This is a genomic window from uncultured Methanobrevibacter sp. (assembly GCF_902769175.1).
Taxonomy (GTDB): Archaea; Methanobacteriota; Methanobacteria; order Methanobacteriales; family Methanobacteriaceae; genus Methanobrevibacter.
In genome coordinates this window covers 88395-104464 of the sequence record NZ_CACXNW010000006.1, presented here as the reverse complement: position 1 = coordinate 104464, position 16070 = coordinate 88395, and the positions used below count along the sequence as shown (strand labels likewise).

The following is a 16070-nucleotide window of genomic DNA, read 5'->3' as shown; positions in this document are numbered from 1 at the left end:
TAATGATCAATGACTTAACCATGAAAATATTTATTAATTATTTTTTTATAAATAAACTATATGAAAAATATTTTTTAATTTAATTAACTAAAAAGGAGGTTTTAAAATGACAACAATGATAGAATTTGAAAATGTATATAAAATTTATAAAATCGGCGAACATGAATTGAGAGCTTTAGACAATATAAGCTTAAAAATCGATAAAGGGGAATTTGTTGTTATTTTAGGACCATCAGGTGCAGGTAAATCCACCTTTTTGAATCTATTAGGAGGATTGGATACTGCAAGCTGTGGAAAGATAGTTGTTGATGGACAGGATATTGTAAACTATAATGATGATGAGCTGACAAAATATAGGGCTAAAAGCGTTGGCTTTATATTTCAATTTTATAACTTGATTCCTAATCTTACTGCAAAGGAAAACGTTGAAATGATGCAGGACATTACCGGCATTGATGTTGATGGAAATAGGGTTCTTGATTCAGTTGGCCTTACAGGTCATGGAAACCAGTTCCCTGCACAATTGTCTGGTGGTGAACAGCAAAGGGTATCTATTGCAAGGGCTTTGGAAAAAGAGCCTGCAATGCTTTTGTGTGATGAGCCTACTGGTGCATTGGATTCAAATACTGGTGTTCTTATTCTTTCTTTATTGCAGAACATGTGCCATGAAAAGGACACTACAGTTGTCATTGTAACCCACAACTCAAATTTGGCTGAAGCAGCTGACAAGCTTATAAGAATCAAGAACGGTAAGATTGAAGAAATCACAATCAATGAAAATCCTAAGGATGTAAAAGAGATAGAGTGGTAGAATTTTTGAAAATAGTTTCTTTAGAGAAATTAATTTTGAATATTTTTTTAGGAGAATTGAATATTGTTTCTTTGGTGAAATATTTTGAATGATTTTTTTAGAAGAATTTTTAAAGTTGTTTCTTTAGTGAAATTATTAATATTTTTTAAAGTGATGATAATATGAAGATGCTGTTTAGAAAAATGTTGCGTGACTTTAGGGATCATAAGGCCCAATTCATCTCTATCTTTTTAATGGCTCTTATAGGAGTCTTTGCATTTACAGGAATCAGCAGTGAGGCAGTTGGAATAGAGCCGGTTTCAAGCAATTACTACCATGATACCAATATTGCTGACGGCTGGATATATGGAGAGGATTTGGACAATGACACATTTGCCGATATTAAAGGCAGGCATCAGATAAAGGATGCTCAACGGGAAATGGTGGTGGATACAGTTGCAAATTACTCTTCGGATCCTGACATTACTCTACATATTGTAGAAGGCAAGCAGAAAGTATCTAAATTCCATCTCTTCAAAGGAAAGGACTTTGATGAAAATGATGAAGAGGGAATTTGGATTGACAAAAGATTTGCTGATGGCCGTAAACTGGATGTTGGAGATAAGATCACCTTGAAATTTGATGGAAAGTCTGTCTCCAAAACCATTAGGGGAATAATGTATTCTCCAGAGTATGTCTTTTATATCCAGGAAGGGAGTCTCCTTCCTGATTTTAGCCAAGTAGGTTATGCCTATATGCCTGCAAAAGGAGCGGATTTTGAACTTGAATACAATACAATAGCTTTGGATTCCTATGAGGAGATTGATGAAAAGGACTTTAAGAAGGACCTTGAAGAGCTTATGGGAATGTCTAAGTTTGTTCAGTTTGTTCATCGTGACGACAATGTTGGTGTAAAGACATTGCAGGATGAAATAGATCAGCATCAAATGTTTTCAGGAATCTTTCCTTCCATTTTCGTTCTTGTTTCACTATTGACATTGGTTACAACCATGTCTCGTGTCATTGCAGCTCAAAGAACACAAATCGGTACCTTTAAGGCTATGGGATACAGCAATAGGGAAATCCTTCTTCATTATCTTTCCTATGGTTTTGTATTATCACTTACTGGTTCCATAATAGGGCTCATAATAGGGCCTCTAACCATTCCACATCTCTTCTATCCAACAATGGAAGCGACCTATTCCCTTCCAAAATGGGCTCCAGGATTGGATATAAGCGCCTTTGCTGTAGCGGCATTGATGGTGATATTTTCAGTTGCGGTAAGCTACATTTCAGTTAAAAGCATAAGTGATGAGAACCCTGCAGAAACAATTAGGCATAAGGCTCCAAAGGCTGTTTCATCAGGATTTATAGAAAAGACTAAAATCTGGAAGAGATTTAGCTTCAATGAAAGATGGAACTATAGGGATGCCAAAAGAAATAAGATAAGAGCCATAATGAGTATTTTTGGTGTTTTTGCCTGTGCCCTACTTATAATGTCTGCATTTGGTATGGTTGACTCAATAAACGATGTTGAATCTTGGCAATATGACGATATCTATAACTTCAATTCTAAGCTGCTTCTGGATGAAAACATCACTGATTCACAATTGGACCATGTATTAGAGGAAACCGATGGTGAAGCAATGATGGAAGAGGCAATTGAAATAAAGTCCAAGGGCAATAAGGAGTCAGGTACACTAACGGTCTTAAACGATTCTGAGTATTATAGAATAACCGATAGCGATAGGAATTTCATCAAGCTCAATCCAAAGGGAGTAGCTATTTCAGACAAGATGGCTGAAGTCCTGGGAGTGGAAGTTGGCGATGAGATAAGATGGCATGTTGCAGGAAATCCTAAATGGATTGATTCAAAGGTTACAGAAACCTATACAATTCCATTTGGCCAAGGATTGATAATGTCCCCTAAAACTTTTGATAAAGAAGGTGGGGATGATTACAACTACAGTGCAAATGTTGTCTTGACCAAAAAGGAAATCAATAAGAACTACACTGGAGTAAGCAGTATTACAACAAGGGATGAAATCCAAAAAGGCTGGAATACAATGACAGAGGCATTGGACATGATGGTAAGTGTTCTTACAACCTTTGCTATTGTTTTGGCAGTTGTGGTTCTATATAATTTAGGTCTCTTGTCATTTACCGAGATTCAAAGGGAACTTGCTACAATGAAAGTACTTGGTTTTGGTTCTAAAAGCTTAAGAAGGCTTTTGCTTACTCAAAATCTATGGTACTCCACTATCGGATTTATATTGGCAATTCCAGGAGCATATGTTTTGATTGGAATCATGATGGGATCAACTGGAAATGACTATTGGTTCCCAATATACATCTATTTGTGGAACTTTGTTATCAGTTTCATAATCACCTTTGGATTGTCTGTGCTTGTTAATTTGGCATTCTCATTCAAGATCAAAAAGGTGAATATGGTTGAATCATTGAAGAGCAATGAATAGTCTTTAAAATTAGAATATATGTTTAAATCTCTTGAGATATTGTTTTTTTAAAATCAGCTAGTTTTAGTGTCTCTTGCGATTATTTGTTTTTTTAAAATCAGCTAGTTTTAGTGTCTCTTGCGATTATTTGTTTTTTTAAAATCAGCTAGTTTTAGTGTCTCTTGAGATGTTTTTTTTAAATAGTTTATATGTGTTAGCATATCTTATTTTTTTTAAAAGTTAAATGTGTATATCTTTTTTAGATAATTGCATAAAAAAATAGAAGTGTATGGAATCTGATTTCTTGAGATTCTTTTTTTAAAAATAGTAATGGATTTTTATAATCTCAATTAATCAGCATCCTAACTGAATTAATGAATATGGAACAGATCACTTAAGCTGTGCAATTCTTTTAGATCCTTTTCCTTTTCTAAATCAACTGCAGATTTATGTTTTAAAAGTCCTGCAACTATTAATATCGCTACGAATATCATTCCTATTATAGCATCTAATTTCATAATATCATCCTATATAGTTGAATATATGTATAATGATTTTATCATTGTCATATAAAAAGTTTTTGTTTTTTGGGATGATAAAATAATAAGGAATTTAACATCAAATGGTTCAAATTTATAAAACATTTTATTAACCATAATTTAAAAAATATTATATGGAAGAAATGAAAAAATTAAAGAGGATATTGATATTTAAAATATGACCAAATGTTAAAGGTGTAAGATTATGTCCAATAAGAAAGTTGTTTTGACTATAGATGTCTTAATCAACAATGCTTCAAGATTCCGATATGGATTTATTGGTGAACTTACTCCTGAGGACTGGGATTTCACAGTCAGAAATGTTTTATACTCCTGCTTTAATTTTTCAAATGAAGTTTCAAAGGTCTTTAAGAAAAATAGGTCTGGAAAAATTATCAACATTGGTTCAATCAATGGTTTGAGAGGTAGAGAAGGTAACTTAGCATATTCCTCTGCAAAGGCAGGGATGATTGGTCTTACAAAATCCATTGCTAAGGAATTAGGTCCTTATAATGTTACTGCCAATGTCATAGCTCCAGGCTTTATCAACACTGAACGTCATGCCAATATAGATGAAGCCATGAAAAGGAAGATTCTTGATGAATGCTTTATCAAGAAATTGTCAGAGCCTATAGAAGTTGCAAATCTGGTTTTGTTTTTGGCAAGCGATCAAGCAAACAATATTACTGGTCAGGTTTATCAAATAGATTGCGGCCAATATATTTAGGATAATTTATTTTTATTCCTTTTCCTTTTTTTTAGTTAAGATAGAATATTTTTTCTTTTTTTATTCTTTTAGGATATTTATATCTCTATTCTATTGCATTTTTTTATTAAATTCAATACTTAAATCGATTGAATATTATTCAGAATAATTGTATAATTGTTTTCTTATTTTTATCAAGCAAATTGGTCTAATCAGCATTGAAACATTATTTTTGCAATCACATTTCAAAAGTTTTATTTATAATTAAATCAATAAAATTATTCATGGCATTAAGTTTAAAATCTCATTTGCAATTTACTAAAAAGGATTTGCTGGTTATTGTAATTGCAGCATTAATTCAATTTACAACTTCCTTTATTGGAAGCATGCTTCAAGTAGCAATTCCTTTGATTTCCAATGATTTACATTTAACCATTGAACTTGCAAATTGGATTACTATTTCTTATTTGATTGCATTGATTGCAGTTTCAGTTCCAATATCTAGAGTTATTTCCCAGTATGGAGTTAAGCGATTTACCATTTATGGGGTACTGATTCTAGAGGTTGGGTTGGCAATGTCTGCACTTTCTTTCGATATCGTTTTCCTAATTTTTTCAAGAATCATTCAAGGGTTTGCAGTTGGAATACTCCTTATCAGTATTTACATGTTTGTAGTGAATCAGATTTCTGAAAATAATCTTGGAAAGGCATTAGGTATTGTAGGATCTTGCGGATATATTGGGATGACTTCCGCTCCAACCATTTCAGGTTTTATAGTTTATTATTTATCTTGGAGAATACTCTTTGTCCTATTGGTTTTAGTATTTATCATTGAATTGATATTGTTGTCTAGACTCGATGGCGACTTTAAATCTGACCCAAGACCTATTAATGTAAAAGGTTCAATCATGTATATGCTGATAATGGCTATGTTTATGATAGGATTGAATGAGATTACAACTTGGGGATCTTATCTTTTAGTTTTCAGCATAATCGCTATTGCCATTTTCATTATGGTTGAAAAAAACAGTTCTAATGCAATTTTCAATTTGAATCTCTTTAAGGATGGCAAATATGTGATTGGAAATTATGCAGCTTTCGTTACATATTTCATTACTTTCATTGCTACATACATTCTTAACTTCCATTTACAATACGTTTTAGGATACGATTCAAGAATTGCAGGTATGATACTTCTTATCACTCCTATTGTAATGGTTTTAATTTCACCTACTGGTGGAAAATTAGCAGATAAATATGATAATAGGGTTTTAGCAGGAACAGCAATGGTAATATTGTTCTTTGTCATTCTTGCCCTATGCTTCATTGATTTATTGCCACCATATGTGTTGCTTATTGTTATGATTGTTCAAGGATTAGGCCATGGTCTCTTCTCACCGCCAAACAATAAGTTTGTTCTCACATCTGTGTCTAAAGAGGATTTAGGAGATGCTTCATCTCTCTTAACATCCAGTAAGGAAGTTGGTAAGACAGTCAGTTTAGCTATCTATAATGTAATTTGTGTTTTATTCATAGGTAATGAAGTTATTAATAGCAGCAATGTAAGCGGATTAATAAAATCTTCACATATTATGATGGCGATAGCTACAGTTTTAACATTATCTGCAATGATATTATTATTCTACTCAAAATACCATTATGACTAAAATTTCTCCTTTTTATTTCTTTTTTTAGCTATTTTTTATTATTTTATTTCTTAACAGGCCGTATTTTCTTTTTTTAGTTATTTTTTTATTATTTTATTTCTTAACAGGCCGTATTTTCTTTTTTTAGTTATTTTTTTATTATTTTATTTCTAAATAGGGGATGTATTATTTCTTTTTTTAGTTATTTTTTTATTATTTTATTTCTAAATAGGGGATGTATTATTTCTTTTTTTAGTTATTTTTTATTTCTTCCTTCCTAAAGGCCATAATTATTTATTTTTAGCTATTTATTATAAAAAATCAATATTTTAGGCTTTGAATCATTTATAAGCCATCTTTAATAAAAATTCAACATTCTGACTATTGAAATAATCATACTTTAACTCATCATCAGCTATTAGATCATTAGTCATATTCTTTGGAATAGCTACTAAAACCGTTCTAAAATCCTCTTTCTTATCTTTTTCCACATTAAAGTGAATGGAATAGATTTTATTTGAAGAATTTGATAAATCCTCTTCAAAGAATGGATTCAAATCAATCACTTCCCTATTTAGCCTTTCCTTATTGTCATTTGTCCTATTAAGGCTTTCCAATATCCAATAAAAATTGCCGTATTTTACAGATTCATCACTAATCAGGTAATAATTATAGTCTTCCAATGATTTTTTATATACTCTAAAGTTCTTGCATAGCCAAAGGGACCTTCCATCATTGCTATGGTTTGTCAAATTGGGATTTGTATCATGATTGCATATTTCATCTCTTTCATAATCATCACCAAAAAGCTCTAAATCATTAAATCTATACACTACAAAGCTTGAATAGAAGTCACATTGGACTCTTCTATTTACAGTTGCAATGTCATTATCATTGACATTATCATTGACACCTAAATCATCTCCCATTTTAATAGGCCCTATTTTGCAGTTTAATGGATAAAGAGCCATTGAACTTTTAAAGCTGCCATTAAGAATATTCCTATCTATCAAATCATCGTAATTGTTTTTAATCTTCATCAGCTTATTGTAGGATATTGCATTTGACATTATCATTTCATCATTTCCACTTTCATCGTAAAATTCACCATTGCCTATGTTTTTTTTCTTTATGGCAAGGCCAGGAATGATATTACGAGATACAATTCCATTATCCAATCCCTCATCCCTTTCCCAATGCTCTGGATTTCCCGGATTGTTCAATAGATAATCGCTTGTAGCTATTGCAATGTTTTCAAGTGATGATAATTCCTCTTTACTTAGCATCTTTTCATTTAATTCATCACTTAGGTTAGCTATTGTTCCTATTATGAATACAAGAATTATGATTGACAGTAGAAGTTCAGTTGAGTGCAATAGGCCATCATTGTCTTTTATGAATGAATCAATTATTTTCATTAAATCACCTAAAAATCACTCATTCCATACTTTACCTTATGTCCATTTGGGTCAAGATATAAAATCTCATAAGGCCCATCTACATCATTGGAGCTTTCATTATTATAAATCACCTCAACTCCAGGATAGACATCATCACTGAATATTACATGGTCACTTCCACAGGCTGAAACAAGTCCGGTTTCATTTGTCCTTTGAGGATTGATGAATGTTTCAAAGCCATAGTGTTCACATCCGCTTTTTCCTTCAAGCCTACATAGATAGCATGCTCCATCTCTGCTTTCATGATAGTATCCATTGTCTCTGCAGTTCTTCATTATCTTTCCATTATCATCTCCATGATGGGTATAAGGGTCAAATAGACATTTCCTTACTATGAAAGGAGAGCTTGCATTGATATAACAGGAATAGTTCTCAACTCCTTGTCTTTTTAGGAATTCAGACAATGAATCTCCATAGCTATAGCTTGTATCATTATGGCTAAGGCCATGATATCCTTTACAGAAAAGAAGAGGAACAGGATCCTTCAATCCAATGCAATCCACATCAGATGATATGACATTATCAAATGAATAATCCCCTTTTACACTTGAAATATATGTATTGAATTTGTAAGAAAAAGGGTTCGATGTATTCTCAATAGCTATTAGGGAAGAGTTTATCCTGATATTATAGTTATCATAGTATTCTTGATTCTTCAAACGCAATTTTTCATCAATCAGTTCCTTTAAATCACTTTTAGAATCATGACATGCTCTTTTATTCTTTATAACTTCTTCGCTAAGTTCTTCCAACCCTTCACGTTCTATAAGGGGAAGATTTCTTATATAGTCTTTCATTATGTATTGGTACTGACTTGTGGATATGATTTCCTGGTTTTCCTCTCTTTCTTCAATAGCTGTGTTTAGAAGGATTATTGAAAGCAATAGGAAGCTGATTAGAAGAAGGCCGCTTATTATTATTGAAAAATTAGCCTTTTCATCATATAAAAAGTCATTTTTTCTATAATTTTTATTTTCCTTATTTTTCTTATTTTTATATTTAATCTTCATTGATTGCTTTATTATTCAAAATAATATTTAAAACTTACTAAATTTTAATTATAATTTGTTTAAGTGATTATAATTTGATTAAACGATTGTAATTTCATTATTTAATTATAATTTTTCAACATAATTAGGATATGCCAAAAAGAATGTAAATTATATTTTCACAAGATATTTTTTAACTTTTTTATTAATAATTCAATATAAAAAATCTTCATTGGGCAAGCAAAATACTTAAAACTTTATTATAGATGAATTATAAATAGATTATTGTTATAAATAAAGATAATATTTATTAACTAAAAAAAATTAAAAATAAATAAAAACTAGTTTAAAAATTCAATCTTGCTAAAAGTTTGCAAACAGTTTAAAATTTATTGAAATCATACTTATTAATGCTTATATTGGAGGAATTTAATGTCTGATACTGTAAGAACATGGCGTCATATCCAACAAAGATATAACCTTGTTGGATCCAAATGTACAAATTGTGGACAAGTATTTTTCCCACAAAGAGTAATCTGTCCTGATTGTAGAAGAAAAGGAAACATTGAAGATATTCAATTTTCTGGAAAAGGAAAAATATTTACATATTCTGTAATTAGAACTCCTACTTCTGATTTTAAGAAAATAGCTCCATATGCTGTAGCTATCATTGAACTTGATGAAGGTGCAAAGGTAACTGCACAAATCGTTGACGCTGATGTTGATGATATTCAAATCGGAGACCCAGTTGAAATGGTCTTTAGAAAAATCCGTGAAGATGGCCCTGATGGCGTAATCTCATATGGATTCAAGTTTAAAGTAGTTAAATAATATTTTTAATGTCCATTGGATTCAAATAAATCTTTTAAAATAGCTTTTTTAGCTATTTTATTTTTTATAAATCTTGAGTAATACTTTTTTTAGTATTTTTATTAAAATTTTATTACTTTTAAATCGATTTAAAAATAATTTTAATGATTATTAACAAAGTTTATAAACTATAAAGCTATAATTTATAGTATAAAATTATTTAAGAAAAATTTATTAAGATTTTCAATATTTAATGTTTATTCAATTAAATTTATCCTTTCCTAAAAATGAGGAAAATCAGTAATATGTATATGTGATTATTATGAGTTATGAAGATACTGCTGTATTGTTATTAAGTCATGGAAGTACTCTCCCATATGCAGAAGAAGTGTTTAAAAATATATGCGCTAAGTTTAAGGAAAATACAGAATTCGATGCTGAAGTTGGATATATGAAAGTTGCTCATCCAAACTTGCCTGAAGCTATTGATGTCCTAAAGGAACGCAATTCTGATTTGAAAAGAATCATAGCTGTTCCTGTATTTTTAGCTGCTGGAATCCACACCAACATTGACATTCCAATCATTCTTGGTCTTGAACCTAAAGAGACAGATCCAAGACAGCCTGATGGAATCTATCCAGAAGGTCATTACCTACATGGTCTTCAGGAAGTTGATTTTGATGGAAAAATTGATTTGATTGGTCCTATCGGTCCTAATCCAAAGCTTTTAGACATCATAAACAAAAAGATTTCCACTGCAATTGATGAATCTGAACTTGGAGATGATGCAAAGACTGGCGTTTTGCTTGTGGTTCACGGAAGCAGATTAAATTACAGCAAGGAATTTATCACAGACTTGTTTGGTCAATTTGAAGCTCAAACAGATTATCCATGTGACTTTGGATTTATGGAACTTGTAGAACCTAATATCCCTACTTCAATCAACAAGCTTGTAAATGAAAACGAAGTTGACAGATTGGTTGTTGTACCTGTATTCATTGCTCCTGGTGCACACACTACAAGAGACATTCCAACAATCTTAGGCCTTATTGAAGATGATGTAAACGGACATCACCATCACCATCATGGACACAGCCATGACCACGATCACGGCCACAGTCACTCTCACGGACATCATCACCATCATCATGGAAATGATGATATTAAAATGGAATTTGAAGGGGAAATCCTTTATCCAGACCCAATCTGTGATGATGACATATTGATTGAAATATTAAAGGATATGGTTAATGAAGCACTCTAATTAGAGTCTTCTATTCTCTTTCTTTTTTGCTTTATTTAATTTGAGTCTTATATATTCTCTAGATTTTTTTATTTTATTTTCATCTTTAACAAATTTAAATCTTTTTTTCTATTGTAGAGGATATTTTTCTAAATATAGCCAATATTTTTTTCTGTTTTAATTGAATATTATAGCTATTTCTTCAGATTTTTATATTATATTCATCTATTTTTTTATTTTTCCACTAATAATTGGTTATTTTATTTTATAAATGCATAAAATCCTTTATTTTTTAATTTAAGATGCATGTATGTACTTACATGCCAAAATAATTATATATACGATTTTATAAATTATTATACAGGATTATTATAAGTTTTTACTTTTTTAAAATATATATTATTGAATATAATTATACTTTTTTTAAAAATTTATATTATATTATTAATCCACACTTATAAAAAAATATATTATGTGATTATGATGAAAAAATTAATTTTTAAATATTCATGTATATTTATTATTCTTATGTATTGCTTAGCACCTATATGTGCTGGTGACTTAGCTCAAGATAATAATACTAAATATATTAATGAGGATAACAATAACGATATTGCAGTAAAAGATGTAAATATCACTGTAGATAATGATGAAAACGAAGTAGATGATGTGAAACTTGACAAAAAGACTGAAATTGATAATGCTAAGGCTTTAAACGCAAACCTTGACGAAAAGAAAAATCCTTCTATGGCTGTTATTTCCGAAAACATCAATCAAGGGGAAATTGAATCAATACAATTAATTTCACCTGATGGTATTAATGCAGATTTAACTGTCTTGATTGGAAACCAAGAAAGATCTGTTTCTATGAAAAATGGATTTGCTTCATTAGATATTGAAGGATTGGATTCAGGTCGATATACTGTTAATGTTATTGGCTATGAAGTAAGAGGTCATACAACATTCACTGTTAATAGAATTAAAGAGCCTGGTTTATTTGTAGATGTTGATAATATAGTTGCAGGTCAAAAACCAGTAGTAAGAGTTAGTACATATAATGCATACAAAGGAGATATAGTTATCAAATTAGGCAATGAAACCCAAACCGTTCAAGGAGGCGGTAATTCCAAAGTAACTTTTGATCAAGATTTGTTACCTGGAGAATACGAAGTTGAAGTGGTTTGTTCCCCTTATGAGCGTTATAATGAAACTCAAAAGACAGTAAAATTCACTGTATCCAATAATTATACAGTAGATGCATTTGTTAGTAGTGTTGAGGTTGGTGAACCAGTATTGGTATCTACTAGAACCACTAAAAACTTTGATGGCTATGTTTTATGTTATATAGATGATCCAGAAGGATTTAGTGCAGTTAAGAATGTTAAAGATGGTTATTCCAATTGTGCATTCGAAGATGTAGATTTAGCACCAGGTGTCCATAAAATGTATATAAAGCATTATGGCTCTGAAGTTTTTGGAAATTCTACAACATGTGTTGAATTCACTATCAAACCAAAAGCTGAAGATTTATAATTTAATTTGAATTTAACTCAAGACCAGCAATGGTTTTGAGTAATCTAAATTTCTTTTTTTTTAATTTTATATAATTTGATAATATTCTTTTTTTAATCTTTTTTCAATAATTCTTTTTTTATTTTCATTTAGTAAAATTATTATTATTCCTTTTTTAAATATAATATTGAAAATGAAATTTAAATCAATTTAAATTTTTTAAGTCAATAAATATTCTAATTGAAATGCATTAGCTAATTAATTTTTTAAATCAAAAAACTATGAGGTATTTTATGCATCAAAAATTCATGGATGAAGCAATCAAAGAGGCTGAAATATCATTGTCTGAAGGTGGAATTCCTATTGGAGCAGTGATAGCAAAGGATAATGAAATCATTTCAAGAGGCCATAACAGGCTTATTCAAAAGAATTCAGTAATCCTTCATGGAGAAATGGATGCAATTGAAAATGCAAAAGGCCTTAATTATGATGATTATAGAAAATGCACCTTATACACAACATTATCCCCTTGTCCAATGTGTTCCGGTGCTGTATTGCTATACAATATTCCAAAGGTCGTTATAGGAGACAATAAAACATTAATGGGAGCTGAAAGGCTTTTGGAAGATAATGGTGTTGAAGTGATAGTGTTGAATGATTCAAGATGCAAGGAACTGTTTGACAGATTTGTAAAACAAAACCCTGGAGTATGGGAAAAGGAGCTTGCCAAGGTAGGAAACACTACAGAATTGAAATAAGATGAGGAATGATTATGGAATCCATTATTACTGATGAAAAGGATGAAAGATTCATTGAACTTTCCAATGAATTGGATAATGAATATTTCCAAAAGCATGGAGATAAGGTATTGAAGTATAAGGATTATAATGAATTGAAGGATCCTCATATTGTAGTCCTTGCCTTAAACTATGGAAAGCCAATAGCTTGTGCAAGCTTTAAACTCTTTGATAAGGACACAATTGAAATCAAAAGGGTTTATGTTAAAAGAAGATACAGAAGAAAAGGAATAGCCTATAAGCTTGTAAAGCAGATTGAAAAATTGGCAATGGAAGAGAACTTCAGGTATTCTGTCATAGAAACAGGAAGTGAAAATGATGCAGCTATCAATCTCTATAAGAAGCTTGGCTATGAGATAATAGACAATTTTGGATTCTTTGAAGGTGAATTAAGATCAATTCTTAATTTATCTTTTCTCAGCCCTATTCCAAATGGGGCTTTTTATTTTTATTTTTTTTTTTTTTTTTTTTTTTATAATTTCAATCTTAATGATTCTGATTTTTTTAATTTTCTATTTTTTTAAATATCATACTTCAATTATAATTTTACAAACCATAATTTCTTTAAAAAAATACATACCATTAATTAAATATTTTAATAATTCAATAAATTTATGAATATATGATGTGTCTGATTTAGATTATGTATTGATAATTTTAATTTATCTATAAGTAAATTAAATAATTGTTTGTTTAAATTCATAGTTTGAACAATAACTTTTATTAAAATATGCTTAAAATTCATTATAATGAATAGAAAATTGAATCAATAAATTCTTTAAAGTGATTATCTGAAAAAAACAAATTAAAAAAAACAAATATCATAAAAACTGACAATACAGAAAAAAACAAATTAAAAAATACAAAAATTCATAAAAACTGACAATACAGAAAAAAACAAATTAAAAAATACAAAAATTCATAAAAACTGACAATACAGAAAAAAACAAATTAAAAATAATATACATCATGGATTTTACTAGAGAAGAACATAATTAAAAAAAAGAAAAAAATAAATTAAAAATAATATACATATATTAATTTCACTGGAGAAGAACATAATTAAAAAAAAATTAAAAAATAAGTGATTTGAACTCTTTTTTCATGCAAATACACATATCGTCTCCTTCAAAGACTCAATCATTAGCAGTACTTCTTAATAAAGCTCCACCATTGATTTTTGCAGTGTTTCCATAGAAAGTACAATTGTCTGTAGTTCCGTCAGACATTGATCCACCAGACTCTCTTGCAGTATTGTTCTTGAAGATACAGTTGATTGCAGTGCCTCTACTCATAGCTCCACCATCCTCATATGCAAGGTTGCCAATGAAAGTACAGTTAATCGCAGTGCCTGCAAAGATTGCTCCACCATCACTTTTTGCAATGTTCTTTAAGAATGTACAGTTAATCGCATTACCACCTCTTTTAGCTCCACCATAAATACTTGCAGTGTTATTGTGGAAAGTACAGTTTATCGCATTCCCACCTTCCATAGCTCCGCCAGAACCTACTATATAATGACCTGTAAAATTACAATTGTAGGCATCCCCGTGGAATATTGCTGAACCCGCATCTGCGTTATTGTTCTTAAAAGTACAATTGCTTGCATTACCTAAGTACATTGCACCGCCTAAATTATCTGATCGGTTCTTGAAAAAAGTACAATTGACAGCAGAACACTCATACATAGCTCCACCATCTTCCAGCGCATAGTTATAGTCAAATGCACAGTTTATTGCATTACCATTATACATTGCACCTCCATTACGTTTAACTTTGTTGTTAGAGACAGTACAATTGACAGCAGAACAGCCATACATAGCTCCACCATAATCCTCTGTAGAGTTGGAGCCAAATCGACAGTTAATCGCAATGCCACCATTCATTGCTCCACCCCATTCTCCAGAGTTGCTGGTCAAATTACAATTGACAGCAGAACAGTCTTGCATAGCGCCACCATCAACTGCTTTGTTTCCACTAAAAGTACAGTTGATTGCAGTGCCTTTTGACATTGCTCCACCATCACCTGCTTTGTTGTCCCTAAAGATACAATTGATTGCTGTGCCACCATACATAGCACCTCCTTTACATCTTGCTATGTTGCCCTTGAAGGTAGAATTTTCCACAACACAACTATCATTACTAGGTGCATTAATAGCTCCACCACCATTTACATATTCGCTAAAATGTCCGTTTATGAAATTTATGTTTAGGAATTTCACATTTGCACCAGGACATATATAAAAGAGGCGTGCAAGATTTGCACCATCTATAGTAATGCCATTTCCGTTAATAGTTACTGTACGATTAATGGAAATACCCTCAGTAAAACGAGAATCATCAATATCAGTACCATTAAAGAGATAGTGACGAGTTAAAGTGATCTCATTTTTTTCATTTCCATTAATATCCTTGTTTAAATCAGTAAATGAACCTGATGAATTGTCATCTTCTGTTATATCTTCAACAAGCCCATTAACCTTGTCAGTACCATCTTCAGTTATATCTTCAACAAGCCCATTAGCATTGTCGTCATTATGAACACTTATAGCATCAGCATCTAAGCGGTATTCTAAAGTAAAATCTTGATTGTTTTCAGCACCAATAATATTTCCTCCATCATAATCTGCTGCATTAACTCCAGAAATGCAAATCATGCAAAGAAGAAATATCATTGCTACATACAAGTATCCTCGAAATTTCATAAAAATTCTCCATCATTTAAAAATAATAAGAAAAAGTTTTATTAAAATAAAAAATAGATAAAAAAAGTCTTATTCGCAAAATAATATCCTTTAAATCATAAAATAATAAATTTGAGAAAAAAAGGCTTGAAATCATATTTGATTCAAATTTTATTCAACCTATTTTTTATCATCCTTTCAATAAATATTCCTTATGTAAAAAAATTTTTCAATAAAGGACTATATAAAGATTTTCGAGTGCAAGTACTTGCTTACAATCGTTAAAATTGCAAATAAAAGAAGGAAATTTATTTTAGTTTTCATAAAAAAATAATCAAAAATCATCCCTAAAGATTTTCAAACAAAAGATAAAAAAAAATAATAAAAAAACATCTATACTAAAGATTTTCAAACAAAAGATAAAAAAATAATAAAAAA

Annotated in this window: 13 protein-coding genes; 9 read left to right on the top strand and 4 right to left on the bottom strand. The window is 30.5% G+C overall.

The features are described 5' to 3' along the window. Window positions 1–106 precede the first annotated feature (106 nt). Together QZV12_RS03150 and QZV12_RS03145 are read left to right on the top strand one after the other, a co-directional pair. Window positions 107–811 (top strand): ABC transporter ATP-binding protein, encoded by a 705-nt coding sequence (locus QZV12_RS03150; protein ID WP_295617072.1) that lies wholly within the window; start codon window positions 107–109, stop codon window positions 809–811. 161 nt (window positions 812–972) lie between these two features. Then, a complete protein-coding gene (locus QZV12_RS03145; protein ID WP_295617069.1) occupies window positions 973–3267 on the top strand; it encodes an ABC transporter permease in 2295 nt (764 codons plus the stop codon). A gap of 350 nt (window positions 3268–3617) precedes the next feature. Here QZV12_RS03145 and QZV12_RS03140 read toward each other — a convergent pair whose 3' ends face one another. Continuing rightward, window positions 3618–3764 carry a hypothetical protein gene (locus QZV12_RS03140; protein ID WP_295617065.1) on the bottom strand — a complete coding sequence of 49 codons (147 nt, stop codon included), beginning with the start codon at window positions 3762–3764 and terminating at the stop codon, window positions 3618–3620. 226 nt (window positions 3765–3990) lie between these two features. Here QZV12_RS03140 and QZV12_RS03135 point away from each other — a divergent pair, with 226 nt between their 5' ends. Both QZV12_RS03135 and QZV12_RS03130 read left to right on the top strand, forming a co-directional pair. Further along, a complete protein-coding gene (locus QZV12_RS03135) occupies window positions 3991–4512 on the top strand; it encodes an SDR family NAD(P)-dependent oxidoreductase (RefSeq protein ID WP_295617063.1) in 522 nt (173 codons plus the stop codon). A 263-nt stretch (window positions 4513–4775) separates the two neighbouring features. Then, window positions 4776–6158, top strand: a complete 1383-nt coding sequence (locus tag QZV12_RS03130; protein ID WP_295617060.1) for an MFS transporter — start codon at window positions 4776–4778, stop codon at window positions 6156–6158. 320 nt (window positions 6159–6478) lie between these two features. Here QZV12_RS03130 and QZV12_RS03125 read toward each other — a convergent pair whose 3' ends face one another. Beyond that, window positions 6479–7555: a hypothetical protein gene (locus QZV12_RS03125; RefSeq protein ID WP_295617057.1), complete on the bottom strand. Its 1077-nt coding sequence runs from the start codon at window positions 7553–7555 to the stop codon at window positions 6479–6481. 8 nt (window positions 7556–7563) lie between these two features. Beyond that, window positions 7564–8607: a hypothetical protein gene (locus QZV12_RS03120; protein WP_295617054.1), complete on the bottom strand. Its 1044-nt coding sequence runs from the start codon at window positions 8605–8607 to the stop codon at window positions 7564–7566. Between the two features lie 411 nt (window positions 8608–9018). Here QZV12_RS03120 and QZV12_RS03115 point away from each other — a divergent pair, with 411 nt between their 5' ends. From QZV12_RS03115 to QZV12_RS03095, 5 genes are all read left to right on the top strand, one after another. Next, window positions 9019–9417 carry a Zn-ribbon domain-containing OB-fold protein gene (locus QZV12_RS03115; protein ID WP_295617051.1) on the top strand — a complete coding sequence of 133 codons (399 nt, stop codon included), beginning with the start codon at window positions 9019–9021 and terminating at the stop codon, window positions 9415–9417. A 301-nt stretch (window positions 9418–9718) separates the two neighbouring features. Further along, window positions 9719–10660, top strand: coding sequence for a sirohydrochlorin nickelochelatase (cfbA, locus tag QZV12_RS03110; protein WP_295617048.1), 942 nt, complete (start codon window positions 9719–9721; stop codon window positions 10658–10660). Between the two features lie 507 nt (window positions 10661–11167). Beyond that, window positions 11168–12172 carry a hypothetical protein gene (locus QZV12_RS03105; RefSeq protein WP_295617045.1) on the top strand — a complete coding sequence of 335 codons (1005 nt, stop codon included), beginning with the start codon at window positions 11168–11170 and terminating at the stop codon, window positions 12170–12172. A 272-nt stretch (window positions 12173–12444) separates the two neighbouring features. Next, entirely contained in the window at window positions 12445–12909 is a 465-nt protein-coding gene (locus tag QZV12_RS03100; RefSeq protein ID WP_295617042.1) for a nucleoside deaminase, read from the top strand. 14 nt (window positions 12910–12923) lie between these two features. Then, complete coding sequence (locus QZV12_RS03095; protein WP_295617039.1) at window positions 12924–13472, top strand: GNAT family N-acetyltransferase; 549 nt, start codon at window positions 12924–12926, stop codon at window positions 13470–13472. Between the two features lie 612 nt (window positions 13473–14084). Here the strand turns inward: QZV12_RS03095 and QZV12_RS03090 are convergent. Then, window positions 14085–15653, bottom strand: a complete 1569-nt coding sequence (locus QZV12_RS03090) for a hypothetical protein (RefSeq protein WP_295617036.1) — start codon at window positions 15651–15653, stop codon at window positions 14085–14087. Between the last annotated feature and the right edge of the window lie 417 nt (window positions 15654–16070).